A 24,864-nucleotide genomic window follows, 5' to 3' on the forward strand; every position below is an offset into this window, starting at 1 on the left:
GATCACACGCCGGCGCCGGGTGCGTGCGGAAGACCACGAACCGCAAGCCCGCTAGACTGCGGCCTTTCCCCCCTTGTTCCGGGCTTACCCGGCCACCCCCCCGAACGAGGGACGCGGGTCGCCCCTCAGCGTGACAAAAGCCGCACCGTGACGCCCACCCATCTGCTCTACCTGCACGGCTTCCGCTCCTCGCCCCTGTCAACCAAGGCGGGCCAGGTCGCTGCCCGCGTCGAGCGCTTGCAAGCCTCGGGCCAGACGCTGCACTGGCACTGCCCGCAGCTGCCGCCGTCACCGGCGCAGGCGGTGCGCGAGCTGCTCGCCAGGCTGGCCGACTGGCCGCTCGAGCGCAGCGCGATCCTCGGCAGCTCGCTGGGCGGTTTTTATGCCACCGTGCTTGCCGAACGGCTCGGCTGCCCCGCGGTGGTGCTCAACCCGGCCGTCGACCCGGCGCGTGACCTGGCGCGCCACATCGGGGAGCAGCGCGCCTGGCACAGCGAGGAACGCTTCTACTTCCGTCCGGAATACGTCGATGAACTGCGTGCCCTCACGCCGGGGCGGCTGACCCGGCTGGAGCGCTACTTCGCCGTCATTGCCAAGGGTGACGAATTGCTCGACTGGCGCGAGATGGCGGCCCGCTACCGGGGCGCGCCGCAGCGCGTCATCGACGGCAGCGACCACGCCCTGTCGGACTTCCCGGCCCACATCGACGCGGTGTTCGCTTTTCTCGGGCTGGGCTGAGGCCCTGCACGCGGGACGGCGCGCGACTCGGGTGACAATGTCTCCATGTTCGCCCTATTTGAAGAAGCCGGAAAATTCCTCGCCGGCCGCGTCATGTCGGAGGCCGACAGCTCGATGCAAGTCGAGCTCGACTCCGGCAAGCGCGTCAAAGTCAAGTCCGCCCATGTGCTGCTCCGCTTCGAGCAGCCCCAGCCCGCCCAGTTGCTGGCCCAGGCGCAGCCGCTTGCGGCCGAAATCGACCTGGACCTGGCCTGGGAGTTCGCGCCCGCCGAGGAATTCGGCTTTGCCGACATCGCGCGCGACTATTTCGACGCCCAGGCCACGGTGGTGCATCAGGTTGCCGCGCTGCTGCGCCTGTTCGAGGCCCCGCACTATTTCCGCCGCGTCGGCAAGGGCCGCTTCAAGAAGGCGCCCGAGGAGACCGTGAAGGCCGCGCTGCTCGGCATCGAGCGCAAGAAGCAGCAACAGGCGCAGATCGAGGCCTGGGCCGCCGAGCTGAGCGCCGGCACCTGCCCCGCACCGATCCGCGAGCAGCTCTTCCGCATCCTCTTCAAGCCCGACAAGAACGCCCTCGAGTACAAGGCCGTGGTCGAGGCGGCGCAGCGCTCGCAGGCCGCGCCGCTGGACCTCCTGACTCGCGCCGGCGCGATCGACAGCCCTTACCAGTTCCACTGGCGACGTTTCCTGTTCGAGCACTTCCCCAAGGGTTACGGCTTCCCGGCCCTGGCCGCCCCCGCGATCAAGGACGATCTGCCGACCGCGGCGGTGCAGGCCTTCAGCATCGACGACTCGGCCACCACCGAGATCGACGACGCGCTGTCGGTCACCGGTCTGGGCAGCGGTACGGTGGTGTTCGGCATCCACATCGCCGCGCCGGGCCTGGCGATCGCGCCCGGCAGCCCGCTGGACCAGGTGGCGCGTACGCGCTATTCCACCGTCTACATGCCAGGCTACAAGCTGACCATGCTGCCGGACGAGGTGGTGCAGACCTACACGCTGCAGGAAGGCCGCGACTGCCCCGCCGTCTCGCTCTACGTCACGATGGACGAGGCGACCCTGGAGGTGAAGGGCAGCGAAACCCGGCTGGAGCGGGTGCCGATCGTGGCCAACCTGCGCCATGACCGGCTCGGCGATGTCGTCACCCAGGCCGCGCTGGAAGACCAGGACCCGGCGGACTTCCCCTTCGCCACCGAACTGCGTTTCGCGTGGCGGCTGGCGCGCCATTTGAAGGCGCAGCGCGAAATCGTGCGCGGCAAGCCCGAGACCTTCACGCGGCCCGACTTCAGCTTCAAGCTGCAGGGCAACGGCGAGGCCGAGCCGACCGGCGCCGAGATCGTGCAGATCGGCATCCGCAAGCGCGGCGAGCCGCTCGACCTGATCGTCGCCGAAGCGATGATCCTGGCCAACAGCACCTGGGGCGGCTGGCTCGGCGAGCTGGGCGTGCCGGGCATCTACCGCGGCCAGGCCAGCCTGCTGCCGGGGGTGAAGGTGCGCATGGGCACCAAGCCGATGCCGCATGCCGGCATGGGTGTGAAGCAGTACACCTGGGCCACCTCGCCGCTGCGCCGTTATGTCGACCTGGTCAACCAGTGGCAGATCATCGCCTGCGCCCGGCATGGCCGCACCGCAGCGCTGGCCGCCCCCTTCAAGCCCAAGGACGCCGAGCTGTTCTCGGTGATCTCGGGCTTTGACGCGGCCTATTCGGCCTACAACGACTTCCAATCTGGCATCGAGCGCTACTGGACCTTGCGCTACCTGGAGCAGAACGACATCCGCGAGCTGGACGCCAGCGTGCTCAAGGAGGGCCTGGTGCGTGCCGAGAGTCTGCCGCTGGTGTTCCGCGCCACCGGCGCCGAGCGCCTGGCGCGGGGCGCCCGCGTGCGGGTGCGCATCGCCTCGGTCGACGAGCTGACGCTGGACGTCTTCGCCACTGTCACCGAACGTCTGGACGACAGCGCCCCGGCCGATGCCGCGACGGAGGAAGAGGCCGACGAACTGGAGCCGGCAGCCGGCCCGCTGGCCCTGGCGATCGACGTCAACGAGGCCGAGGCTCAACAAGGCGACAATAACGCCGGCTCCGCTCCCGCCCCTGCTGCCTGATGCTGAAGAATTTCTCGACCCTGCACATCGCGCTGGCCATCTCGGTCGGCCTGCACCTCGTCCTCGGGACGATGCGTTTCGTGGACCCGGAAGGTTTCAACCGGCTCTTTGAGGACACGCCGCTGGAAGTGGTGCTGGTCAATGCGCGTTCCAACGAGGCGCCGGTCAAGGCCCAGGCCATCGCCCAGGCCAACCTGTCCGGTGGCGGCGAGGCCGAGAAGGGCCGCGCCACCTCGCCGCTGCCGCCGTCCGAACTGCAGGCCGTGGGCGACGCGATGGAGGACACGAGCAAGCAGATCGAGCAGCTGCAGGAGCAGCAGAACCGCCTGCTGACCCAGGTCAAGCGCGACCTCGCCGCGCTGCCGCCGCCCGATCCGCAGCGCGACGCCGGCACGCCCGCGAACAAGGCTCAGGAGGAAAGGCGCCGCCAGCTGCTGCGCATGCTGGCCGAGATCGAGAAGCGCATCAACGAGGAAAACGCCCGCCCCAAGCGCCGCTACATCAGCCCGAGCACGCGCGAGGAGGTCTACGCGGTCTACTACGACCAGCTGCGCCGCAGGATCGAGGACCGCGGCACCCGCAACTTCCCCGAGCACCAGGGCCGCAAGCTCTATGGCGAGCTGACCATGATCGTCACGGTGGACGCCAACGGCCGTGTGGTCGACACCGAGATCGTGCAGCACTCCGACTCGCCGATGCTGGACCGCCGCGCCATCGCGATCGTCGAGGCGGCCGCCCCCTTCGGCCCCTTCTCGGCCGGCATGCGCGCCAAAGCCGACCAGATCGTGGTCGTGTCGCGCTTCCGCTTCACGCGCGAAGCGTCGCTCGAGACCACGCTGACCACCAACTGAAGCCCCGCCCTTCACAAGAACCGTCCCCCAGACCATGGACCGCTACGCCGTCGTCGGCCATCCCGTCGAGCACAGCAAGTCACCTTACATCCACGCCCGCTTCGCCGCGCAGACCGGCGAGCGCCTGAGCTACGACCGGCTGCTGGTGCCGCTCGACGGCTTCCTGCCGGCCGTGCGCGAGTTCGCGGCCGGTGGTGCGCGCGGCTGCAACATCACGGTGCCCTTCAAGTTCGAAGCCTTCGCCGCCGCCGGTCGCCGCAGCGAGCGCGCCAGCCTCGCCGGGGCGGCCAACCTGCTGAGCTTCGAGGGTGAGCAGTGGTATGCCGACAACACCGACGGCGCCGGCCTGGTGCGCGACCTGCAGCACAACGCCGGCTTCGAGCTGGCCGGGCGGCAGCTGCTGCTGATCGGCGCCGGCGGGGCCGCGGCCGGCGTGCTGGGGCCGCTGCTGGAGGCGCGGCCGCGCCGCCTCGTGCTCGCCAACCGCACCGTGGCAAAAGCCGAGGCGCTGGTGCAGCAGCATGCCGCACTGGCCAGGTCGGCGGGCGTCGAGCTACAGGCCGCCGGGCTCGATCACTGCGGCGAGGGCCATCAGCTGGTGATCAACGCCTCGGCGAGCAGCCTGGCCGGCGCGGCGGTGCCGGTGCCGGCTCGCGTGCTGGCGCCCGGCGCGCTGGCCTACGACATGATGTACGGCCCCGCCGCACGCGGATTTCTCGACTGGGCCGAAGCCCACGGCGCGACCGGGCGAGACGGCTTGGGCATGCTGGTCGAGCAGGCGGCCGAGGCCTTCGCGGTCTGGCGCGGCGTGCGTCCGGACACAGCCCCGGTGCTCGCCGCCCTGCGGACCGAGCAGGGCTGAGGCCGTGACGGGGAGTCCGCGAGCTTGATGAAACGCGTGCTGTCGATCGCGGGGCGCTGGCTGGCGCTGTGCGTGCTTTCGGGCATCGCCCTGCAGCTCTACTTCGTATTGCGAGTCGCCCTGATGCTGGTGATCGACCCGCAGTCCACCACCTTCCAGCGCGCCGAGGTCTGGCGCATCGCCACCAGCCAGGGCACACTTCCCTGGCGGCAGGAGTGGCGCTCCTACAACGAGATCTCGCCCCACCTCAAGCGGGCAGTGATCGCCTCCGAGGACGCCAGCTTCACCGAACACGAGGGGGTGGACTGGGAGGCGCTGGAAAAGGCCTACGACCGCAACCTCAAGGCCCGGGAGCGCGCCGAGCGGCACAACGAGCGCCTGCAGAAGCGCTCGCAGCGCCATCCCGAGCGGCCGGTGCAGATGCGCCAGGCCAAGGTGGTGGGCGGCTCCACCATCACGCAGCAGCTGGCCAAGAATCTCTTCCTCTCCGGCGAACGCAACCTGGCGCGCAAGGCGCAGGAGTTTGCCCTCACCTTCGCGCTGGAGGCCTTGCTGAGCAAGGAACGCATCCTGGAGATCTATTTGAACAACGTCGAGTGGGGCGAAGGCGTGTTCGGCGCCGAGGCCGCGGCACGGCACTATTTCCGTGTCGGGGCCGACCAGCTCACGCCGGCGCAGGCCGCCCGGCTGGCGGTGATGCTGCCGGCGCCCAAGCGATTCGAGAAGCGCCCGCACTCGGCCTATGTCGCAGGACGGGCGGCCACGGTACAGGCCCGCATGCGCGCGGTGCAACTTCCCTGAGCGGCAGGCACCCCGTCTGCCCCGGTCCTAGAATCATTGCTCCTCCCGACGCGAGCCTGCCGATGCCCTCGAACGCCACCCTTGCCGCTGAGATCGCCGCGACGGCTGCGCGCCTGATCGTCGAAGAAGGCATGGAATACGGCCCGGCCAAACGCAAGGCCGCCAAGCTGCTGAGCAAGCGCGGCCTGGGCAGCATCGACCTGCCGGGAAACGAAGCGATCGAGGACGAAGTACGCGCCTACCTCGACATCTTCTGCGCCGACACCCAGCCGACCGAGCTGGCGGCGCTGCGGCGTGTGGCACTGCGCTGGATGGAGCGGCTGGCGGAGTTCCAGCCCCACCTGGCCGGCGCGGTGTGGCGTGGCACCGCGACCCGGCTCAATGACGTCTGGATCAATCTCTTCTGCGACGACCCGAAATCCGCCGAGATCCTGCTGATCGGCCGGCGCGTCGACTACGACGTGGGCAGCGTGAATGGTTTTCGAGGCGACCCCGTGGACGTGCTGACGCTGGCCGACCGGGACGCCGATTTGGGCGGCCCGGTGCTGATCCACCTGGTGGTCTACGACCGCGACGACCTGCGCGGTGCCCTGAAGCCAGACGCACAGGGGCGCACCGAACGCGGCCCGACCGAGGCGGTGCGGGCCCTGCTGGAAGGCGGCCGATGAAGCGCCGCCGCCTGCTGTTGGCCGCAGTGGGCACGGCAGCGGCGGCCGGCGGCGCCGCCCTCGCCTGGCGGCGGCTGCACCCCGAGGCGCCCGCCCACCCGCTGTGGTCGCTGCGCCTGCCCAGACCCGACGGCGGCGAACTGGTGATGCAGGACTACCGCGGGCGCCCCTTGCTGATCAACTTCTGGGCGACCTGGTGCGCGCCTTGCGTGCGCGAGATGCCGCAGGTCGACCGCTTTTTCCGCGATTTCGGGCCGAGCGGATGGCAAGTCGTCGGCATCGCGGTGGACAACGGACCGAAGGTACAGGCCTTCCTGAAACAGGTGCCGGTCAGCTTCCCGAGCGGCATCGCCGGCTTTGCCGGGGTCGAGTTGTCGAGGTTCCTGGGCAACAGCCAGGGCGGGCTGCCTTTCACGGTCGGCTTCGACCGCGACGGGCGCCTCGCGCACCGCAAGGTGGGCGAAACCAGCTACGAGGAGCTGGCCGGCTGGGCGAAGATCGCCGCTTGAGCAGCCCGAGCGCCCGATCGGGCAAGCCCTTCGGGCTGTGAAACAATTTCTCGACATTTGCTCCGATTTGCGCGTAAAGTCACGGCTTCTCAATTCGAGGGCCCTTTTGGGCCCTCTCTGACGATGTCCATTCTTGTCCTGCACGGTCCCAACCTGAACCTCCTCGGCACGCGAGAGCCAGGAGTTTATGGTTCGACCACGCTGGCCCAGATCAACGCTGATCTGGTGAAGAAGGCAGCAGATCGCGGCGTCAAGCTGGATCACTTCCAACACAACCATGAAGGTGCGCTGATCGACCGGGTCCATGCCGCTCGCGAGGACGGAACCCGCTTCATCATCATCAACCCGGCGGCCTACACGCACACCAGCGTGGCGCTGCGCGATGCACTGGCCGCCGCGGCCCTGCCCTTCGTGGAAGTGCATCTCTCGAACGTGCACCGGCGCGAGCCCTTCCGCCACCACTCCTACTTCTCGGATCTTGCCGAAGGCGTGATCTGCGGGCTCGGAGCGAGCGGCTATCGGCTGGCACTGGAGTACGCGCTGGAGCGACTGGACATCTAGGCGCGGATAATCGCGCCCACCCAAAAACATGAAGGAGCGCCGGCGGCCCATGCACCGGCCTCCGCCTGAATCGGCGGCTCACGCCGCTCTTGGAGAGCACCATGGACTTACGCAAGCTGAAAACTTTGATCGATCTGGTGTCCGAGTCGAACATCTCGGAGCTGGAGATCACCGAAGCCGACGGCAAGGTGCGCATCGTGAAGTCCGACGGCCACGGCGCTGCCGCGGCCCCCTATATGGCGGCCCCGGTCGCCCAGCTGCCCCCGCAGGCGGCCGGCGCCGCGCCCGCCGCCGCGCCGTCGGCACCGGTGGTCGCCGCGGCCCCGGCCGAGCTGAGCGGCCACGTCGTCAAGTCGCCGATGGTGGGCACGTTCTACCGCTCCTCCAGCCCGGGCGCGAAGCCCTTCGCCGAGCTCGGCCAGCAGGTCAAGGAAGGCGAGCCGATCTGCATCATCGAAGCGATGAAGATCATGAACGAGATCGAGGCCGACAAGTCCGGCACGGTCACCAAGATCCTGTGCGAGAACGGCCAGGCCGTCGAATACGGCCAGCCGCTGTTCATCATCGAGTGAGATCGCCCGGTGCCGTTGCGGTCGCCACACCCTGCCGCGTTCCGCGGCGCCAATGACGCCGCGCGCCTCGTGCGCGGCCATCGAGCCGATCAAGATGTTTAAGAAGATCCTCATTGCCAACCGCGGCGAGATTGCGCTGCGCATCCAGCGCGCCTGCCGCGAGATGGGCATCAAGTCCGTCGTCGTCTACTCCGAGGCCGATCGCGACGCCAAGTACGTCAAGCTCGCCGACGAGGCCGTCTGCATCGGCCCTGCCCCCTCGGCACAGAGCTACCTCAACATGCCGGCCATCATCTCGGCCGCCGAGGTCACCGACGCCGAAGCGATCCACCCCGGCTACGGCTTCCTGTCGGAGAACGCCGACTTCGCCGAGCGCGTCGAGAAAAGCGGCTTCGCCTTCATCGGGCCGACGCCCGAGTCAATCCGCCTGATGGGCGACAAGGTCTCGGCCAAGAACGCGATGATCAAGGCCGGCGTTCCCTGCGTGCCCGGCTCCGAAGGCGCCCTGCCCGAAGACCCGAAGGAGATCATCAAGATCGCCCGCACGGTCGGCTACCCGGTGATCATCAAGGCCGCTGGCGGCGGCGGCGGCCGCGGCATGCGTGTCGTGCACACCGAGGCGGCGCTGATCCACGCGGTGCAGACCACCCGCAGCGAGGCGGGCGCGGCTTTCGGCAATCCGTCGGTGTACATGGAGAAGTTCCTCGAGAACCCGCGTCACGTCGAAATCCAGGTGCTGGCCGACCAGCACCGCAATGCGGTCTACCTGGGCGAGCGCGACTGCTCGATGCAACGCCGCCACCAGAAGATCATCGAGGAGGCCCCGGCCCCCGGCATTCCGCGCCGCATCATCGAGAAGATCGGCGCGCGCTGCGCCGACGCCTGCAAGAAGATCGGCTACCGTGGCGCCGGTACCTTCGAATTCCTCTACGAAAACGGCGAGTTCTATTTCATCGAGATGAACACGCGGGTGCAGGTGGAGCACCCGGTGACGGAACTGGTCACGGGCATCGACATCGTGCAGATGCAGATCCGCGTCGCGGCCGGCGAGAAGCTGCCCTTCGCGCAGCGCCACATCACGATGCGCGGCCACGCGATCGAGTGCCGCATCAATGCCGAAGATCCCTACAAGTTCGTCCCCTCGCCGGGCCGCATCACGATGTGGCACGCGCCGGGCGGCCCGGGCGTGCGGGTCGACTCGCACATCTATACCAACTACTTCGTGCCGCCCAACTACGACTCGATGATCGGCAAGGTGATCGTGCACGGCGACACCCGCGAGCAGGCGCTGGCGCGCATGAGCATCGCGCTGTCGGAGACGCTGGTCGAAGGCATCCAGACCAACATCCCGCTGCACCGCGAGTTGATGGTGGACTCGAAGTTCGTCGAGGGCGGCACCAGCATCCACTACCTGGAAGGCTGGCTGGGCCAGCACAAGCGCTGAGGCGGCGCAGCATGTTCGAGCTTGTCCTGCTGGCGCGCGAGGCCGACGTCGAAACCGTCTCCGAGGCCCTGATGGAGCTGGAGGCGCTGTCGGTCTCGGTCGAAGACGCGGATGCCGACACCGAGGCCGAGCACGCCTTGTTCGGCGAGCCCGGCATGCCCGCCCCGCGCGAGGGCTGGGACCGCTCGACGCTCAAGGCCTTGTTCGAGACCGAGCCCGAGGCCACCGAAGCGGCGACGCTGTTGCTGGCGCAGGATTGGGCGTCGGACGTGCACGTGGTCGCCATCCAGAAGATCGAGCCGCAGGACTGGGTCCGGCTCACGCAGTCTCAGTTCGCGCCGGTCGACATCACCCCCCGGTTCTGGATCGTGCCGACCTGGCACGAGCCGCCGGCCCAGGCCAGCCGGGTGATCCGTCTCGACCCGGGGCTGGCCTTCGGCACCGGCACCCATCCCACCACCCGCATGTGCCTGCGCTGGATCGCGCGCCAGGCCGAGGCCGGCCACGGCAGCTGGAGCCGTGTGCTCGACTACGGTTGCGGCTCGGGCATCCTCGCGATCGGCGCGGCGCTGCACGGCGGGCAGGCGATCGATGCAGTCGACATCGACCCCGCCGCGGTGGAGTCGACCCGCGCGAATGCCGCCGCCAACGGCGTGACACTGAAGGCCGGCCTGCCCGAAATGGCACAGGGCCGCTATCCGGTGGTGCTGGCCAACATCCTGGCCACGCCGCTGAAGCTGTTGGCGCCGCTGTTGAGCGGCCACGTCGCTCCCGGGGGCCATCTGGTGCTCGCCGGCATCCTGCAGCGCCAGGAAGAGGAACTGAAACAGGCCTATGCCCCCTGGTGTGCGCTGCAAGTCAGCGACAGCGAGGACGGCTGGATCCTGATGACTGCCCGACTCGATGCCGCCGCCTGAGCCGCGCGGCGCCGAGCTGATGGCATCATTTGCGCAATGAGCCTGGCCACCCGCTGTCCCGCCTGCCACACGACCTTCCGTGTGGTGCAGGACCAATTGAAGGTCTCCGAGGGCTGGGTGCGTTGCGGCCGCTGCAACGAGGTCTTCAACGCGATCGAGGGCCTGTTCGACCTCGACCGCGATGGTGCGCCGACCCCACCCGGCGTCATCACGCCCGAGCTTCGCAAACCCGACGCCAGCAGTCACCCGCAGCCGGCGCCGCCTGTGCCGCCGCCTCCCGCTCCCGCGCCGCCGCCCCTGCCGACCTTCGTTGCCTTCGAGCCGCCGCAGGCCGGGCCCTTCACGCCGGTGCCGGCACCCTCCCCGAGGCCTGAAGAGGCGGCGCCGACCGCCTACGAGGTGCTGGACTCCCGCTTTCTCGACCGCAGCACCTACGGCCCCGAGCAGAAGCCCGAGTTCGACGACGGGTTTGCCGATGCGCGCTACGACAGCACGCTCGAAGGGCACGAACTGGAGTCGCAGGCAGTGGCCGCCGGCGCGCCGGTGTGGCAGCCGCGCGCCGCCGACACCCGGAAACGCTCGCGCAAGGGCGCACCGCGTCGCAAGGACGAAGACCGCAGCGGCCCCGAGTTCCTGCGCCAGGCCGAACGCCAGGAGCGCTGGCAGTCACCCGGCGTACGCCTGGCGCTGCTGGCTTCCGTCCTGCTGTTCGCCGTCGTGCTGACCCTGCAGGCGGCCCTGCACTGGCGCGATACGATCGCCGCTCACCGCCCTGCCCTGCGGCCGCTGCTGAGCGGCTTGTGCAAGGTCGCCGGCTGCCGGGTCGGGCCGCTGCGCCGCATCGACGACGTGCTGGTGGACAGCAGCAGCCTGGCACGCGGCAACGGCGTCGACAGCTACCGGCTCACGGTGCTGGTGCGCAACCGCGGTGCGGTGCCGCTCGCCCTGCCCCATATCGATCTGAGTCTCACCGACGGCAGCGGCGAGCTGGTGGCGCGCCGCGCCCTCTCACCCGCCGACTTCAACGCGGCCGACACGATCGCCGCGCGCAGCGAGGTCTCGCTGACGCTGGACCTCACAACCCCCGGCCACCGGGTCACCGGGTTCACGGTCGAAGCGTTCTACCCCTAGCCCTTCCCTCCGATCCTTCAAAGGAGCACTTCATGTCTGCCTTGATCTGCGGTTCTCTAGCGTTCGACACGATCACCAACTTCCACGGACGCTTCAAGGAGCAGATCCTGCCGGAGCAGATCCACATCCTGAATGTCTCCTTCCTGGTGCCCACGCTGAGGCGCGAGTTCGGCGGCTGCGCCGGCAACATCGCCTACACGCTGAAGCTGCTCGGCGGCGAGCCGCTGGTGATGGCGGCGCTGGGCGCCGACGGCCAGGATTACCTGGACCGGCTGCGCAGCTGGGGCGTGACGACCGAGTACGTGCGGGCGGTCCCGCACAGCTACACCGCGCAGGCCATCATCATGACCGACGTGGACAACAACCAGATCACCGCCTTCCACCCCGGCGCGATGCAGTTCGCCCACGAGAACGAGGTGCAGCCGCGCGAGGACCTCAAACTCGCGATCATCGCGCCGGACGGGCGCGAGGCCATGCTCGACCATGCCGAGCAGCTGGCGACCGCGGGCGTGCCCTTCATCTTCGATCCGGGCCAGGGCCTGCCCATGTTCACCAGCGACGAGCTCAAGCGTTTCGTCTCGCTCGCCACCTGGGTCGCGCTGAACGACTACGAGGCCAAGCTGCTGACCGAACGCACCGGGCAGAGCCTGGAGACCCTCTCGCGCTCCCACCTGCAGGGCATCGTCGTGACGCTGGGTGCCGAGGGCTGCGAGGTCTGGACACAGGGCGAGGTCGAGCGGGTGCCGGGGGTGAAGGCCAGCGCCGTGGTCGACCCGACCGGCTGCGGCGACGCCTTCCGCGGCGCGCTGCTCTACGGGCTGGAACGCGGCTGGAGCCTCAAGCGCTGCGTCGAGCTGGGCAACCGCGTCGGCGCCATCAAGATCGCCTGCAACGGCCCGCAGAACCACACGCTGGACCGCGCGGCACTCGGGCTGGAGTAAGCGCCCGCGGCACTCAGCCCCCGCCGGGCTGCAGGCGCTCCAGCAGCGCCTGCGCGTCCCCGTCGAACTGCACGACGACGGTCTTGCGCCGCGAGGTCTGCCCGCGCAGCAGCTCCAGGCGGCTGCGCGGCAGCTCCAGCCGCTCGGCCAGCCAGCGCAGCAGCGCCTCGTTGGCCTTGCCATCCACGGGCGGCGCCTGCAGCCGCAGCCGCAAGGCCCCGTCGTGCAGGCCGATCAGCTCGGTGCGCTTGGCATTCGGGATGACGCTGAAGTCGAGCTCCCACGCCGCGCGACCGCGCCTCAGGTAGGACGGCAGATCCGCCATCGGGCTTCCCCATGAAAAAACCCGGCCGGAGCCGGGCTTGGAGTGCGCAGTGTGCCGAGTCAGGGCTTGGCGCCGGTCGGGAAGGGCCAGGCCGCCTGAGGGCTGAGCGTGGTCTTCGCGGCAGGAGCGGCCGGCTTCGCAGCAGGCGCAGCAGCAGGCGCGGCAGCAGCCGCCTTCTTTGCAGCGGGCTTTTTCGCCGCCTTCTTGGCAGCGGCCTTCTTGGCAGCCGGCTTCTTGGCGGCGGCGGTCTTGGTCGCAGCCTTCTTGGCGGGTGCGGCCTTCTTCGCGGCGACCTTCTTGGCCGGCGCTGCCTTCTTCGCAGCGACCTTCTTCGCCGGTGCCGCCTTCTTCGCGGCGACCTTCTTCACGGCGGCCTTCTTGGCCGGCGCTGCCTTCTTGGCGGCGACCTTCTTGGCCGGTGCTGCCTTCTTGGCGGCGACCTTCTTCACAGCGGCCTTCTTGGCCGGTGCTGCTGCCTTCTTCGCCGGAGCGGCCTTCTTCGCAGCGGCCTTCTTGGCCGGGGCTGCCTTCTTTGCGGGAGCGGCCTTCTTCGCGGCCGATTTCTTTGCAGTTGCCATATCGATTCTCCTTGATCAAGTTGCAAAGATCACTGCGCCGCTCGATACAGCGCAGCGATTCACCGCCCGTTGGACTGTCTTGGAGAGACGCCCTGGTACGGTGAATGGGGTGACAGCCAGTGCCTGCGGCTTCTTGGTCCGCGGGTCACTGTCTGCGAATCTTGATCTCTTCATCATGACCTGGAGAGCAGCGTTCGTGCCCGCGCTTCAGTCCCAGGAGAGCGCGCCACCGGACTGGTACTCGATGACGCGGGTCTCAAAGAAATTGCGCTCTTTCTTCAGGTCGATCATTTCGCTCATCCAGGGGAACGGGTTCTCCTCGTTCGGGAAGAGCTCCTCCAGGCCGATCTGCGTCGCGCGCCGATTCGCGATGTAGCGCAGGTAGCCTTTGAACATCGAAGCGTTGAGGCCCAGCACGCCGCGCGGCATGGTGTCCTCGGCGTAGCGGTACTCCAGCTCGACCGCCTTCAGGAACAGGGCCTTGATCTCGGCCTTGAAGGTGGCGGTCCAGAGATGCGGATTCTCCAGCTTGATCTGGTTGATCAGGTCGATGCCGAAATTGCAGTGCATCGACTCGTCGCGCAGGATGTACTGGTACTGCTCGGCCGCGCCGGTCATCTTGTTCTGCCGCCCCAGCGCCAGGATCTGCGTGAAGCCGACGTAGAAGAACAGGCCCTCCATCAGGCAGGCGAACACGATCAGCGACTTCAGCAGCGTCTGGTCGTTCTCCGGCGTGCCGGTGCGGAAGTTGGGGTCCATGATCGCGTCGATGAACGGGATCAGGAATTCGTCCTTGTCGCGGATCGACGCCACCTCGTGATAGGCGTTGAAGATCTCGCTCTCGTCCAGGCCCAGCGACTCCACGATGTACTGGTAGGCGTGGGTGTGGATCGCTTCCTCGAAGGCCTGGCGCAGCAGGAACTGGCGCGCCTCGGGCGCCGTGATGTGCCGGTAGGTGCCGAGCACGATGTTGTTGGCGGCGAGCGAATCGGCCGTCACGAAAAAGCCGAGGTTGCGCTTGATGATGCGGCGTTCGTCGTCGCTCAGGCCGTTGGGGTCCTTCCAGGTCGCGATGTCGCGTGACATGTTGACCTCCTGCGGCATCCAGTGGTTCGCGCAGGTCGCGAGGTACTTCTCCCAGGCCCACTTGTACTTGAAGGGCACCAGCTGGTTAACGTCGGTCTGGCCGTTGATGATGCGCTTGTCGGCCACGTTCACGCGGCGCTCGCTGCCGGACTGCACGGTGCTCGCAGTGTCCGCTGCAGGAGTCGGCAGCGAAGCAGCAAGGAAGCTGGAGGAGGGGGAGGAGAAGGAGGACACCGCTTGTTGGGGCGACGGGGGCATGGCCCGCGCTTCACTGGAGAGATTTTGCGCGGTGCTCGTCGAGTGCTTTTTCGAGGGAGTGACTTCTTCTTCCCAGACCAACATGGTGGACATCCTGTAGCGGTGAATTATGAGAGTGTTGTGTTCAAACACCAAGCACTTCTTGACATTCGTGCGACGAACTTGTTGCGGTCGTGCATCGCTTCAAGCACTCGGGTGAACACGGAGAAGAGGCAAGTGCTGCTGCATGCATCGCCTCGCAGACAACACAAGGGGCATCGTGTCGCGCCGACCGACCGATCGACCCATCGATCGATCGCCAAGCATCGTGTCGCTGCTCATCACGCGCGGCCCCTCTGGTGAAAACCACGAGCGAGCGACACACACGAGAGGCATCGCTCGCCTGGCAGCGATCGGTGCGAGGGTCTTCTGCCTGCACCGATCGCCCCCGGTCTGTTTACTGGCACGCCTCGCAGGTCGGGTCGTCGATCGCGCAGAACTTCACGTCGGTGGCGGGATCGCTCGCCGCCGCGACCTGGGCTTGCGCCGCGGCCGCCGCCGCCTCCATCGCCGAGAGGCCGCCCGCGTTGCCGCCCTGGGTCGGCACCGCGTTGAGCTGGCCCGCCTTGACGGTGGACTTCTCGGCGTGGGTCGCGCCGATGGTGCGCAGGTAGTAGGTGGTCTTCAGGCCGCGCGTCCAGGCCAGCTTGTAGGTGTCGTCGAGCTTCTTGCCGGAGGCGCCGGCCATGTAGATGTTGAGCGACTGGGCCTGGTCGATCCACTTCTGGCGGCGCGCCGCCGCTTCCACCAGCCAGGTCGGCTCGATCTCGAAGGCGGTCGCATAGAGCTGCTTCAGCTCCTCGGGCACCCGGTCGATGCGGCGCAGCGAACCGTCGAAGTGCTTCAGGTCCATCACCATCACGTCGTCCCACAGCCCCAGCTGCTTCAGGTCGCGCACCAGGTACTCGTTGATGACGGTGAACTCGCCCGACAGGTTGGACTTGACGGACAGGTTGCCGAAGCAGGGCTCGATCGACGCGTCCACGCCAATGATGTTGGAGATGGTCGCGGTCGGCGCGATCGCCACGCAGTTGGAATTGCGCATGCCGTGCTGCTGGATGCGTGCGCGCAGCGCGTCCCAGTCCAGCGTGCGGCTGCGGTCCACCTCGACGTAGCCGCCGCGCTGCTCGGCCAGCAGGTCGAGCGAGTCGATCGGCAGCACGCCGCGGTCCCACAGCGAGCCCTTGTAGCTGGAGTAGCGGCCCCGCTCGGCGGCCAGCTCGGTCGACGCCCAGTAGGCGTAATAGCACAGCGCCTCCATCGAGCGGTCGGCGAAGTCCACCGCCTCCTGGCTGGCGTAGGGGATGCGCAGTTCGTACAGGCTGTCCTGGAAGGCCATCACGCCCAGGCCGACCGGGCGATGGCGCATGTTGGAGTCGCGCGCCTTCTTGACGGCGTAGTAATTGATGTCGATGACGTTGTCGAGCATGCGCATCGCCGTCGCCACCGTCTTCTTCAGCTTCTCGTGGTCGATGCCGCCGTCCTTCAGGTGCTGCGACAGGTTGACCGAGCCGAGGTTGCAGACCGCGATCTCGTTGTCATTGGTGTTCAGCGTGATCTCGGTGCACAGGTTGGACGAATGCACCACACCCACGTGCTGCTGCGGCGAGCGCACATTGCAGGCGTCCTTGAAGGTGATCCAGGGGTGGCCGGTCTCGAACAGCATCGACAGCATGCGGCGCCACAGGTCGACCGCGCGCACCTTCTTGAACAGCTTGATCTCGCCGCGGGCGACCTTGTCCTCGTAGCGGGTGTAGGCTTCCTCGAAGGCCTTGCCGAACTTGTCGTGCAGGTCCGGGCAGGTGGCCGGGGAGAACAGCGTCCACTCGCCGTTTTCCATCACGCGGCGCATGAACAGGTCGGGAATCCAGTTCGCCGTGTTCATGTCGTGGGTGCGGCGGCGGTCGTCGCCGGTGTTCTTGCGCAGCTCCAGGAACTCCTCGACGTCGAGGTGCCAGCTTTCCAGGTAGGCGCACACGGCGCCCTTGCGCTTGCCGCCCTGGTTGACCGCCACCGCGGTGTCGTTGACGACCTTCAGGAAAGGCACCACACCCTGGCTCTTGCCATTGGTGCCCTTGATGTGCGAGCCCAGCGCACGCACGCGGGTCCAGTCGTTGCCCAGACCGCCGGCGAACTTGGACAGCAGCGCGTTGTCCTTGATGGCCTCGTAGATGCCGTCGAGGTCGTCGGGCACCGTCGTCAGGTAGCAGCTGGAGAGTTGCGAGCGGCGCGTGCCGGAGTTGAACAGCGTCGGCGTGCTCGACATGAAGTCGAAGCTGGACAGGACTTCATAAAACTCGATCGCGCGCGCTTCGCGGTCGATCTCGTTGAGCGCCAGGCCCATCGCCACCCGCATGAAAAATGCTTGCGGCAGCTCGATGCGCTGGCTGTCGATGTGCAGGAAGTAGCGATCGTAGAGCGTCTGCAGGCCCAGGTAGTCGAACTGCAGGTCGCGGTCGGCGTCGAGCGCTTCGCCCAGCTTCTTCAGGTCGTACTGCAGCAGCTTCTCGTCGAGCAGCTCGGCCTCGACGCCGCGCTTGACGAAAGTGGGGAAGTACTCCGCATAACGCTGGTGCATCTCGGCATGCATCACCTCCTCGCCGAGGATTTCCTTGCGGATCGTGTGCAGCAGCAGGCGCGCCGTGGCGTGGGTGTAGCCGGGGTCCTTCTCGATCAGCGTGCGGGCAGCCAGGATGGCGGCCTTGAAGACCTCGTCGATCGGCACACCGTCGTACAGGTTGCGTTTGGTCTCGGCGAAGATCGGCTCGGGCTTGACGTCGGCGCCGAGGCCCGCGCAGGCGGACTCGATCAGGGCCTGCAGCCGGGGCAGGTCCAGCGGCACGCGGTGGCCCCGGTCCAGCACCGTCAGCGCCGGCTCGACGACGGCGGCGGGCACCTCGCCCTGGCGCGCGCGCTCCTGCGAGCGGCGCTCGCGGTAGAGCACATAGGCGCGTGCGATCTCATGGTGGCCGCCGCGCATCAGCGCGAGCTCGACGTGATCCTGCACATCTTCAATATGGAAGGTACCGCCGCTCGGGCGCGAGCGCAGCAGGGCCCGCACCACGCTCTCGGTCAGACCGTCGACGGTCTCGCGCACGCTGGCCGAGGCCGCGCCCTGGGTGCCGTGCACTGCCAGGAAGGCCTTCATCATCGCCACGGCGATCTTGTTGGGCTCGAAGGACACCACCGCGCCATTGCGACGAATGATCTGATAGGCGGCATAGGCCGAAGCCGGCGGCGTAGCCGGGCGGCTTGCACCGGCCCCAAGGCCCGTGACCTGAGGTTCGACGCTGGTCGTGACGGTCTGCATGAATACCCCTTCTGTCTGCTTGACTCTGCGAATATCGAAAGCATCGCGGCCCATCTCCACGCAGGCGCGCGGGGGGCTGGTCGTGCTGGTGTTTGTCTTCAGCGCCCGACGCCGGCAGGGCCCCGTGCGTGGCACTGTCGGACCCCCTGCCGGCCTGCTGTCGGACCGCTTTTTTTGAGAGGGCGCGAGGATAACACGAACACTATAGCTAGCGGCTCGCGCCACTTCAACACGCTAGCGATAGCGTCGCGGTGAGGAATGCAGGGGTTGACGCGCGACGCATTTTTTGTCTGTGAAACGCCGCCGCGGCACTCACTTCCGCGCCAGCCCGCGCCACGCCTTGCATGCGGGTACGCATCCCGCGCCGATGCTTGGGATGCGAAGGTTTTCGCCTCACGAGGCGCATCGACGCTGAACGCCGGGATGCGGCTTCAGCGATCTGTGTGGCGTGTGGCGGACGCGACGTGCGCGGGGGTCGTGGGTGATGCCAGGGAAAGGGGAAAGGCGTCGGCCCCCCACCCCAGCGCGAGCGCCACGCCCTGCCAGTCGAAGGCAGCGCCGGGGTCGCGCTTGCGGCCCGGCGCGACATGCTCGTGGCCAGCCAGGTGCGTGATCGGATAGCGCGCGCGCAAGGCCTGCAGCAGGGCCACCAGGCAGGGATACTGCGCTGCCGCGAAGGGCTCGTCCTCGAGTCCCTCGAGCTCGACGCCGATCGAATAGTCGTTGCAGTTTTCACGCCCTCGATACGAGGAGCGCCCCGCATGCCAGGCGCGCTCCTCGCAGGAGACGAACTGCAGCAGTTCGCCGTCGCGCCGAATGACGAAGTGCGAGGACACCTCCATGCCGCGGATCTGCTGGAAGTAGGGATGTGCGTCCCAGTCCAGCGTGTTCGTGAACAACTGCTCGATCTCGGGGCCGCCGTAGCGGCCGGGCGGCAGGCTGATCGAATGGATCACGACCAGATCGATCAGCGAGCCTTCGGGCCGGGGACCGAAATTGGGCGAAGGCACCGCGCGTGCGCCCTCGAGCCAGCCGTCCCGCCAGGTCGCCGCGCTGCCTTGCATGCCTGGGCCTCGTGGTGCGCGTCCGCCGCCGACCCTCAGGCCTCGTCGGGCTCGACGGCGACGCCGTGCTCGGCCACCAGCACACCCAGCCGGGCCATGCGGTAGCGCATCTGCCGCAGCGAGAGCCCCAGGCTGGCGCCGGCCGCGGTGCGGTTGAAGCGATGGCGCTCCAGTGCGCGGATCAGGATGTCGCGCTCGACCGCGTCGAGGTAGGCCGCGAGGTCGCTGGGCAGCGGCACCGCGGCCGCCTCGACCGGAGCCGCCGCCGGCGCCAGGATGAGGGGCTCGGCAACCGGCGGCGAGGCCGGCACGCCCAGGGTCTCGGGGTCCGGCCCTGTGAGTTCGGCGAAGACGGTGTCGGGCAGCGCAAGGTCGGCCTGGTCGATCCACTCGCCGCCGGACAGCGCGACCGCGCGGTGCAGCAGGTTCTCCAGCTCACGCACATTGCCGGGGAAGGCATAGCGGCTCAGGTGGCCCAGCGCGGCGGGGGTCAGGCGCGGCGGCGGCCAGACCTCGGCGTCCTGCGCAATGCGCTCCAGCAGGCGCTCACAGATCAGCGGCAGGTCCTCGAGGCGCTCGCGCAAGGCCGGTACGCGGATCTGGATCACGTTGAGGCGGTAGTACAGATCCTGGCGGAAACGACCGCCCTGCACTTCCGAGGCCAGGTCCTTGTGGGTGGCGCTGACGATGCGCACGTCCACCGGGGTCTCGACCACCGCGCCGACCGGGCGCACCGCACGCTCCTGGATCACGCGCAGCAGCTTGGACTGCATCGACAGCGGCAGGTCGCCGATCTCGTCGAGGAACAGCGTGCCGCCGCGCGCGGCCTGGAAAAAGCCCTCGCGGTCCTCGGCCGCGCCGGTGAAGGCGCCCTTGCGGTAGCCGAAAAACTCGGCCTCCAGCAGCTGCTCGGGGATGGCGCCGCAGTTGACCGCGATGAAGGGCTGGGCGCGCCGGCCGCTGACCTCGTGGATGGACCGCGCGACCAGTTCCTTGCCGGTGCCGGACTCGCCTTGCACCAGCACCGGGGCCATGCTGCGGGCGACCTTCTCGATCATGCCCCGCACATGCAGCATGGTGGCCGAGGCGCCGGCCATGCGGTCTATCGTGCCGCTGCCCCCGGTGACCACGACCGCGGGCGCCGCGGCGCGCACGCTGCCGCGCGAGGCGGCCGGCGCCGGCACCGCGGAGCTGGCCGCGACCCCGGCCGGCGGCGCCGCGCTGGGCCGTCCGAGCGCGGAGGCCACGACGGCGCGGAACTGCTTCAGGTCGACCGGTTTGGTGAGGTAGTCGTAGGCCCCGGCCTTGAGCGCCTCGACGGCGTTTTCCGGCGAGCCGAAGGCCGTGATCATGATGGCCTTCTCGCGCCGCCCGGTGTCCTCGAGGCGGCGCAGCAGGTCCAGCCCGGTGCCGTCGGGCAGGCGCATGTCGGTGATCACCGCGCTGTAGGTGCGGTCGCGCAGGCGCGACCAGGCGTCTTCGACGGTCGCCGCGGTCTCGACGTCGTAGCCTTCACGCAGCAAGGTCAGTTCGTAGAGGGTACGCAGGTCGGGTTCGTCATCGACGACCAGCAGGCTGTAGTGGGAGGCAGAAGTCATCTGGCGAGGTTCAAGCTGGCAACGGGGCTTCGATGGCACCCAGGGGCTCCAGGCGCATCACGACGAAGAACTCATTGCGAGCAACATGCTGGGGGCCCCGCAGACGGTAGTCGATGGTGGCGCCATAGCGCTCGCACAGCTCCTTGCAAATATACAAGCCCAGGCCGGTGCCCCGGCTGCGGGTCGAAAAGAAGGGCTCGAACAGGAAACGCTCGACGTCGGGCGGAATGGGGGCGCCGTCGCTCGCGACGCTGAGCGAAAGCACCTGGCTCTCGACGCTCAGGCGCAGCTCGACGCTGCCCGGCGTGCCGGAGGCATGGCGGTAGGCGTTGTCGAGCAGGTTGATCAGCACCCGCCTCAGGTGCTCGGCGTCGAAGGCGGCACCGCAGGGCTGCGGCGGGAAGGCCACCCGCAGCGCGCTGCGCTCGCCCAGCGGCAGGCGCACCGTGCGCGCCCATTCACGGCAGGCGGCGTCGACCAGGGCCCGCACGTCGATCACGTCGGCGCGGATCGGCGCGCCACCGGGAGCGACCTCCATCACGTCGTCGACGATACGCTTCAGGCGTTCGACGTTGTCGGCCACCATCTGGGTCAGCTGGCGGTGCGCCGGCAGAGCGACGTCTTCGGCCAGCAGGGCATTGGCCTGCGCGATGGCGGACAGCGGATTGCGGATCTCGTGCGCGATGCCGGCGGAGATGCGCCCCATCGCCGCCAGCTTTTCCTGCCGCATCCGGGCCTGCACGTCGCGCAGATCTTCGAGGAACAGCACACACAGTTCCTCCGAGCGCTCGCGCTGGCGCCGGCGGGTGAAGCGCATGCGCACCCGCAAGGCACGCGACTGCCCCGAGGCGAACTGCAGGGTCAGCTCGCGGCCTGCCTCGGGCGAGCGCCCCTCGGCGAAGGCGCCTTGCGCGGCAGCGGCCAGCGGCGCCCACACCGGATGGCTGTGCAGGTGAAAAGGCGCCGGGCGCACCAGGCCTTCGTCCGCGATCAGCCGGCGTGCCGCCGGGTTGGCGGCGCGCACGCGGCCGCGCCGGTCGACCACCAGCACACCGTCCTGCATCTCTTCGATCACCAGGCGGTTCAGCTGCGCCTGCTGGCGCGCCAGCTCCATGCTGCCGCGCGCGGCGAGCTCCTCGCGAGCCAGCCGTCCGGCCAGCTCGCCGGCCAGGATGGTGACGACAAAAAAGCCCGTGCCCACCAGGCCCGCCTGGGTCATCAGCGGACCCAGCTGCCCACCCTGCAGCGCATGCAGCCAGGCCTCGCCGAGCAGCAGCAAGGTCACGGCCGCGGCAACGGCCAGCGCCGACAGCCGCGGCGTCAGCACGCCTGCCATCAACACCGGCAGCACCATCAGCGGCACGAAGTTGATGTTGGACACCGAGGTCAGCAGATGCAAGGTGCCGAACACGGCCAGATCCATGCCGATGCTGGCGGCCCACTGGCGGCGCAGCAGCCGGCTGGAGGACAAGGGCTCCTTGGCTTCGGCGCGCGAGCGTGCCAGCCACCAGGTGGCGAAGGCCGTCACGGCATAGCCCACATAGATGGCCAGCGGCCAGGGCGGCAGCCGGTTGGCAGCGGTCAGCAGCGGACCCAGCTGGGTCACCAGCAGCAGCAGGCCGACCGCGGCGCGCGCACCGAGGAAGGTGCGGTAGATGCGTTGAAAGGACGGCAGGCCCACACCCAGCAGGCGCTTGGCCTGACGCGACAGGAAACGCGAGTCGTTGCCCTGCGGCGCGGCCCAGCCGGTGTAGCGCGACTCCCTGCCGTCGCCGCGATCCTCGCCGAACTCGGTGTCCTGGGCCACGCCCAGCGCGGCGAACCACGACTCCTCGCCCTGCAGCGAGACATCGGAGGAGGCGGTGGAACGGCGGCTGTCGGGCTTGCGCGTCCGGCTGGGTCGGCGGCTCATGGTTCGGACGTCTCCGGGCGCTACGGAGGGAGGTTCAGCCGCCCGACGCACGCCGGTGCGCCTCGCAGCAATAGTGGCCGCCGGGCCCGGGCAGGGCCTCATCGCGCGGCAGGTGCACGCCGCACTGGCGGCATTCCACCATCTCGCGCGGCTTCCCGAGATCTTGGGGCGGCGGCGGCGTGGCGCTGCGGCGCGGTGCGGCGGGCCGCTGACTGCGGACCAGCCACAGCACCACGACGACCACGAGGATCAGGACCAGGTATTTCATCTCGGACCGGCGCCTCTCAGGCTGCCGCACTGGGCCGGCTCAGCAGCACTTCGAGCACAAAACGCGAGCCGACGTAGGCCAGCAGCAGCAGAATCGCACCCGTGTACAGCCAGCGCGTCGCCATGCGGCCGCGCCAGCCGAAGGCCCGGCGCCCGGCCAGCAGCGCCGCGATGACGACCCAGGCGAGCACCGAGAACACGCTCTTGTGGTCCCAGCGCCAGGGATCGGCAAACCAGGCACCCAGGACCAGCGCGGCGGACAGCACGACAAAACCGGCGGCGACAAAACGGAAGGTGAGCTTCTCCAGCCGCAGCAGCGGCATGCCCAGCGGCGTGGGCGGCGCGATCGCGCGCTGGACACCGCCGCGCTTGTCGCGCATCTGGCGCTCGGCATTGGACAGCAGCGCCGCATGCAGCACGGCCGCGCCGAACAGACCGTAGGACGCGATGCCGAGCACCCAGTGCAGCGGCATCCAGGGCGAATTCAGGTGGGGCCGCACCTCGCCGGGATAGGCCAGCGCCAGCGCGACGGCGGTGAGTCCGAGCAGGGCCAGCGTGCGCCTCACCCCGGGCAGCGGCACGACCCGGCTCTCGACGGCGTAGACAGCGAGCACCAGCCACAGCGTGGTCGAGAGCGCCGGCGCGAAACCGAAGCGTGCGCCGACCTGCGTCACGCCCCAGCCCGAGGTATCGAGGACGATGGCCGCACCGTGCGCCAGCCAGCCCAGCAGCAGCGACCCGCGCGTGAAGCCCGGCCTCGCCCCTTGCAGCGCGGCGACGGCGTAGCCCAGCAGCGCGACGACGCTGGCGGCAATGGTCCACAGTGACGGGGCCGGTACGGAGCCCCAGGGCCCGGAAGCTAGAATCATCCGCACAGTGTACTTTCGCGGCGCACCGTCCTGGCGCCCGCAGCAGCTCGCAAACCCCATGGCCTCTACCCTTTCCGATCGTCTGTCACGGCTGGTCAAGCAGATGCGCGGCCAGGCCCGCATCACCGAAAGCAACGTGCAAGACATGTTGCGCGAGGTGCGCATGGCGCTGCTCGAAGCCGACGTCGCCCTGCCGGTGGTACGCGACTTCATCGCCCGCGTGAAGGAGAAGGCGCTCGGCCAGGAGGTGGTGGGCTCGCTCTCGCCCGGCCAGGCGCTGGTAGGCGTGGTGCACCGCGAGCTGACCGCGACCATGGGTGAGGGCGTCAGCGACCTCGATCTCGCGACCCAGCCCCCCGCGATCATCCTGATGGCCGGCCTGCAAGGCGCGGGCAAGACCACCACCACCGCCAAGCTGGCCAAGCACCTGATCGAAAAGCGCAAGAAGAAGGTGCTGACGGTCTCGGCCGACGTCTACCGCCCTGCCGCCATCGACCAGCTCAAGACGGTGACCCAGGCGGCCGGCGCCGAGTGGTTCCCCTCGGCGCCGACCGACAAGCCGCTCGACATCGCGCGTGCCGCGGTCGACCACGCGCGCCGTCACTATATGGATGTGCTGCTGGTCGACACGGCCGGCCGGCTGGCGATCGACGAGGCCATGATGGCTGAAATCCGCGAGCTGCATGCCGCGCTCAAGCCCATCGAGACCCTGTTTGTCGTCGATGCCATGCAGGGCCAGGACGCAATCAACACCGCCAAGGCCTTCAAGGAGGCGCTGCCGCTGACCGGCATCGTGCTGACCAAGCTCGACGGCGACTCGCGCGGCGGGGCGGCGCTGTCGGTCAAGCAGATCACCGGCGCACCGATCAAGTTCGCCGGCGTGTCCGAGAAGATCGACGGCCTGGAGGTCTTCGATGCCGACCGCCATGCCGGCCGGGTGCTGGGCATGGGCGACATCGTTGCGCTGGTCGAGGAAGTGCAGAAGGGCGTCGACCTTCAGGCGGCCGAGAAACTGGCCCAAAAGGTCAAGTCGGGCGAAGGTTTCGACCTGAACGACTTCCTGGCGCAGATCTCCCAGATGAAAAAGATGGGCGGGCTCTCGGGCCTGCTCGACAAGCTGCCCACCGAGCTGGCCGCCAAGGCCGGCCAGGCCGACATGGACCGCGCCGAGCGCGACGTGCGGCGCATGGAAGGCATCATCAATTCGATGACGCCGCTGGAGCGCCGCAAGCCCGAACTGATCAAGGCCAGCCGCAAGCGCCGCATCGCCGCCGGCGCCGGCGTGCAGGTGCAGGAGGTCAACCGCCTGCTGAACCAGTTCGAGCAGATGCAGGGCATGATGAAAAAGATGAAGGGCGGCGGCCTGATGAAGATGATGAAACGCATGGGCGGCATGAAGGGCCTGCCCGGCATGGGCCGCTGAACCTCCCGAAATGATTGACCTGCGAGGCCCGCGCGGCTAA

23 protein-coding genes are annotated in these 24,864 nt (G+C 68.6%); 14 read left to right on the top strand and 9 right to left on the bottom strand.

The genetic code is table 11. The annotated features are described in order from the left end of the window. The first annotated feature begins 147 nt into the window (after nt 1-147). The 13 genes from OOT46_RS06230 (at nt 148) to OOT46_RS06290 (ending at nt 12,095) form a co-directional block, all read left to right on the top strand. Nucleotides 148-738 (top strand): YqiA/YcfP family alpha/beta fold hydrolase, encoded by a 591-nt coding sequence (locus OOT46_RS06230; protein WP_265402724.1) that lies wholly within the window; start codon nt 148-150, stop codon nt 736-738. 45 nt (nt 739-783) lie between these two features. After that, a complete protein-coding gene (locus tag OOT46_RS06235; protein ID WP_265402725.1) occupies nt 784-2,838 on the top strand; it encodes a ribonuclease catalytic domain-containing protein in 2,055 nt (684 codons plus the stop codon). Further along, nucleotides 2,838-3,689 carry an energy transducer TonB gene (locus OOT46_RS06240; protein ID WP_265402726.1) on the top strand — a complete coding sequence of 284 codons (852 nt, stop codon included), beginning with the start codon at nt 2,838-2,840 and terminating at the stop codon, nt 3,687-3,689. The genes OOT46_RS06235 and OOT46_RS06240 overlap by 1 nt, the downstream gene beginning before the upstream one ends. A 34-nt stretch (nt 3,690-3,723) precedes the next feature. Beyond that, nucleotides 3,724-4,551, top strand: coding sequence for a shikimate dehydrogenase (aroE, locus tag OOT46_RS06245; protein WP_265402727.1), 828 nt, complete (start codon nt 3,724-3,726; stop codon nt 4,549-4,551). A 27-nt stretch (nt 4,552-4,578) separates the two neighbouring features. After that, complete coding sequence (locus tag OOT46_RS06250; RefSeq protein ID WP_265402728.1) at nt 4,579-5,352, top strand: transglycosylase domain-containing protein; 774 nt, start codon at nt 4,579-4,581, stop codon at nt 5,350-5,352. 62 nt (nt 5,353-5,414) lie between these two features. After that, on the top strand, nt 5,415-6,020 hold the full coding sequence (locus OOT46_RS06255) for a hypothetical protein (protein WP_265402729.1): 606 nt from the start codon (nt 5,415-5,417) through the stop codon (nt 6,018-6,020). Beyond that, nucleotides 6,017-6,529 (top strand): TlpA family protein disulfide reductase, encoded by a 513-nt coding sequence (locus OOT46_RS06260; RefSeq protein ID WP_265402730.1) that lies wholly within the window; start codon nt 6,017-6,019, stop codon nt 6,527-6,529. The genes OOT46_RS06255 and OOT46_RS06260 overlap by 4 nt, the downstream gene beginning before the upstream one ends. Nucleotides 6,530-6,652: 123 nt before the next feature. Beyond that, complete coding sequence (gene aroQ / locus OOT46_RS06265; protein ID WP_265402731.1) at nt 6,653-7,090, top strand: type II 3-dehydroquinate dehydratase; 438 nt, start codon at nt 6,653-6,655, stop codon at nt 7,088-7,090. 101 nt (nt 7,091-7,191) lie between these two features. Beyond that, a complete protein-coding gene (gene accB, locus OOT46_RS06270; protein WP_265402732.1) occupies nt 7,192-7,662 on the top strand; it encodes an acetyl-CoA carboxylase biotin carboxyl carrier protein in 471 nt (156 codons plus the stop codon). A 94-nt stretch (nt 7,663-7,756) separates the two neighbouring features. After that, nucleotides 7,757-9,106, top strand: coding sequence for an acetyl-CoA carboxylase biotin carboxylase subunit (accC, locus tag OOT46_RS06275; protein ID WP_265402733.1), 1,350 nt, complete (start codon nt 7,757-7,759; stop codon nt 9,104-9,106). Nucleotides 9,107-9,117: 11 nt separating this feature from the next. After that, complete coding sequence (gene prmA / locus OOT46_RS06280) at nt 9,118-10,023, top strand: 50S ribosomal protein L11 methyltransferase (protein ID WP_265402734.1); 906 nt, start codon at nt 9,118-9,120, stop codon at nt 10,021-10,023. A 36-nt stretch (nt 10,024-10,059) separates the two neighbouring features. Then, a complete protein-coding gene (locus OOT46_RS06285) occupies nt 10,060-11,154 on the top strand; it encodes a zinc-ribbon and DUF3426 domain-containing protein (RefSeq protein ID WP_265402735.1) in 1,095 nt (364 codons plus the stop codon). A gap of 32 nt (nt 11,155-11,186) precedes the next feature. Next, nucleotides 11,187-12,095, top strand: coding sequence for a carbohydrate kinase family protein (locus OOT46_RS06290; protein WP_265402736.1), 909 nt, complete (start codon nt 11,187-11,189; stop codon nt 12,093-12,095). Nucleotides 12,096-12,108: 13 nt separating this feature from the next. Here the strand turns inward: OOT46_RS06290 and OOT46_RS06295 are convergent, their stop codons facing one another. The 9 genes from OOT46_RS06295 to OOT46_RS06335 form a co-directional block, all read right to left on the bottom strand. Continuing rightward, entirely contained in the window at nt 12,109-12,420 is a 312-nt protein-coding gene (locus tag OOT46_RS06295) for a DUF167 domain-containing protein (RefSeq protein ID WP_265402737.1), read from the bottom strand. Nucleotides 12,421-12,479: 59 nt separating this feature from the next. Then, complete coding sequence (locus tag OOT46_RS06300) at nt 12,480-12,998, bottom strand: histone H1-like DNA-binding protein (protein WP_265402738.1); 519 nt, start codon at nt 12,996-12,998, stop codon at nt 12,480-12,482. Between the two features lie 207 nt (nt 12,999-13,205). Further along, nucleotides 13,206-14,342 carry a ribonucleotide-diphosphate reductase subunit beta gene (locus tag OOT46_RS06305; protein WP_416136154.1) on the bottom strand — a complete coding sequence of 379 codons (1,137 nt, stop codon included), beginning with the start codon at nt 14,340-14,342 and terminating at the stop codon, nt 13,206-13,208. 436 nt (nt 14,343-14,778) lie between these two features. Further along, nucleotides 14,779-17,691, bottom strand: coding sequence for a ribonucleoside-diphosphate reductase subunit alpha (locus OOT46_RS06310; RefSeq protein ID WP_265402740.1), 2,913 nt, complete (start codon nt 17,689-17,691; stop codon nt 14,779-14,781). A 431-nt stretch (nt 17,692-18,122) separates the two neighbouring features. Beyond that, nucleotides 18,123-18,755 carry a 1,6-anhydro-N-acetylmuramyl-L-alanine amidase AmpD gene (gene ampD / locus OOT46_RS06315; protein ID WP_265402741.1) on the bottom strand — a complete coding sequence of 211 codons (633 nt, stop codon included), beginning with the start codon at nt 18,753-18,755 and terminating at the stop codon, nt 18,123-18,125. A 35-nt stretch (nt 18,756-18,790) separates the two neighbouring features. Further along, nucleotides 18,791-20,353 carry a sigma-54-dependent transcriptional regulator gene (locus OOT46_RS06320; protein WP_265402742.1) on the bottom strand — a complete coding sequence of 521 codons (1,563 nt, stop codon included), beginning with the start codon at nt 20,351-20,353 and terminating at the stop codon, nt 18,791-18,793. A 10-nt stretch (nt 20,354-20,363) separates the two neighbouring features. Next, nucleotides 20,364-22,265 (bottom strand): sensor histidine kinase, encoded by a 1,902-nt coding sequence (locus OOT46_RS06325; protein WP_265402743.1) that lies wholly within the window; start codon nt 22,263-22,265, stop codon nt 20,364-20,366. A 34-nt stretch (nt 22,266-22,299) separates the two neighbouring features. Next, nucleotides 22,300-22,533 (bottom strand): PP0621 family protein, encoded by a 234-nt coding sequence (locus OOT46_RS06330; protein WP_265402744.1) that lies wholly within the window; start codon nt 22,531-22,533, stop codon nt 22,300-22,302. A 16-nt stretch (nt 22,534-22,549) separates the two neighbouring features. Continuing rightward, complete coding sequence (locus tag OOT46_RS06335; RefSeq protein WP_265402745.1) at nt 22,550-23,401, bottom strand: cytochrome C assembly family protein; 852 nt, start codon at nt 23,399-23,401, stop codon at nt 22,550-22,552. 58 nt (nt 23,402-23,459) lie between these two features. Here OOT46_RS06335 and ffh point away from each other — a divergent pair, with 58 nt between their 5' ends. Continuing rightward, nucleotides 23,460-24,824 (top strand): signal recognition particle protein, encoded by a 1,365-nt coding sequence (gene ffh / locus OOT46_RS06340; protein ID WP_265402746.1) that lies wholly within the window; start codon nt 23,460-23,462, stop codon nt 24,822-24,824. Nucleotides 24,825-24,864: the final 40 nt, after the last annotated feature.

It is taken from the genome of Aquabacterium sp. A7-Y, from assembly GCF_026153205.1.
Taxonomy (GTDB): Bacteria; Pseudomonadota; Gammaproteobacteria; order Burkholderiales; family Burkholderiaceae_C; genus Caldimonas.

Excerpts from the sequence above, each read along its gene's own strand:
- OOT46_RS06305 (WP_416136154.1), bottom strand. The coding sequence starts at position 14,342 with ATGCCCCCGTCGCCCCAACAAGCGGTGTCCTCCTTCTCCTCCCCCTCC.
- OOT46_RS06240 (WP_265402726.1), top strand. The coding sequence starts at position 2,838 with ATGCTGAAGAATTTCTCGACCCTGCACATCGCGCTGGCCATCTCGGTC.
- ffh (WP_265402746.1), top strand. The coding sequence starts at position 23,460 with ATGGCCTCTACCCTTTCCGATCGTCTGTCACGGCTGGTCAAGCAGATG.
- prmA (WP_265402734.1), top strand. The coding sequence starts at position 9,118 with ATGTTCGAGCTTGTCCTGCTGGCGCGCGAGGCCGACGTCGAAACCGTC.
- OOT46_RS06310 (WP_265402740.1), bottom strand. The coding sequence starts at position 17,691 with ATGCAGACCGTCACGACCAGCGTCGAACCTCAGGTCACGGGCCTTGGG.
- OOT46_RS06290 (WP_265402736.1), top strand. The coding sequence starts at position 11,187 with ATGTCTGCCTTGATCTGCGGTTCTCTAGCGTTCGACACGATCACCAAC.
- OOT46_RS06320 (WP_265402742.1), bottom strand. The coding sequence starts at position 20,353 with ATGACTTCTGCCTCCCACTACAGCCTGCTGGTCGTCGATGACGAACCC.
- OOT46_RS06330 (WP_265402744.1), bottom strand. The coding sequence starts at position 22,533 with ATGAAATACCTGGTCCTGATCCTCGTGGTCGTCGTGGTGCTGTGGCTG.
- OOT46_RS06285 (WP_265402735.1), top strand. The coding sequence starts at position 10,060 with ATGAGCCTGGCCACCCGCTGTCCCGCCTGCCACACGACCTTCCGTGTG.
- OOT46_RS06260 (WP_265402730.1), top strand. The coding sequence starts at position 6,017 with ATGAAGCGCCGCCGCCTGCTGTTGGCCGCAGTGGGCACGGCAGCGGCG.
- OOT46_RS06300 (WP_265402738.1), bottom strand. The coding sequence starts at position 12,998 with ATGGCAACTGCAAAGAAATCGGCCGCGAAGAAGGCCGCTCCCGCAAAG.
- OOT46_RS06235 (WP_265402725.1), top strand. The coding sequence starts at position 784 with ATGTTCGCCCTATTTGAAGAAGCCGGAAAATTCCTCGCCGGCCGCGTC.
- aroQ (WP_265402731.1), top strand. The coding sequence starts at position 6,653 with ATGTCCATTCTTGTCCTGCACGGTCCCAACCTGAACCTCCTCGGCACG.
- OOT46_RS06255 (WP_265402729.1), top strand. The coding sequence starts at position 5,415 with ATGCCCTCGAACGCCACCCTTGCCGCTGAGATCGCCGCGACGGCTGCG.
- aroE (WP_265402727.1), top strand. The coding sequence starts at position 3,724 with ATGGACCGCTACGCCGTCGTCGGCCATCCCGTCGAGCACAGCAAGTCA.
- OOT46_RS06250 (WP_265402728.1), top strand. The coding sequence starts at position 4,579 with ATGAAACGCGTGCTGTCGATCGCGGGGCGCTGGCTGGCGCTGTGCGTG.
- OOT46_RS06325 (WP_265402743.1), bottom strand. The coding sequence starts at position 22,265 with ATGAGCCGCCGACCCAGCCGGACGCGCAAGCCCGACAGCCGCCGTTCC.
- OOT46_RS06335 (WP_265402745.1), bottom strand. The coding sequence starts at position 23,401 with ATGATTCTAGCTTCCGGGCCCTGGGGCTCCGTACCGGCCCCGTCACTG.
- ampD (WP_265402741.1), bottom strand. The coding sequence starts at position 18,755 with ATGCAAGGCAGCGCGGCGACCTGGCGGGACGGCTGGCTCGAGGGCGCA.
- OOT46_RS06295 (WP_265402737.1), bottom strand. The coding sequence starts at position 12,420 with ATGGCGGATCTGCCGTCCTACCTGAGGCGCGGTCGCGCGGCGTGGGAG.
- accB (WP_265402732.1), top strand. The coding sequence starts at position 7,192 with ATGGACTTACGCAAGCTGAAAACTTTGATCGATCTGGTGTCCGAGTCG.
- accC (WP_265402733.1), top strand. The coding sequence starts at position 7,757 with ATGTTTAAGAAGATCCTCATTGCCAACCGCGGCGAGATTGCGCTGCGC.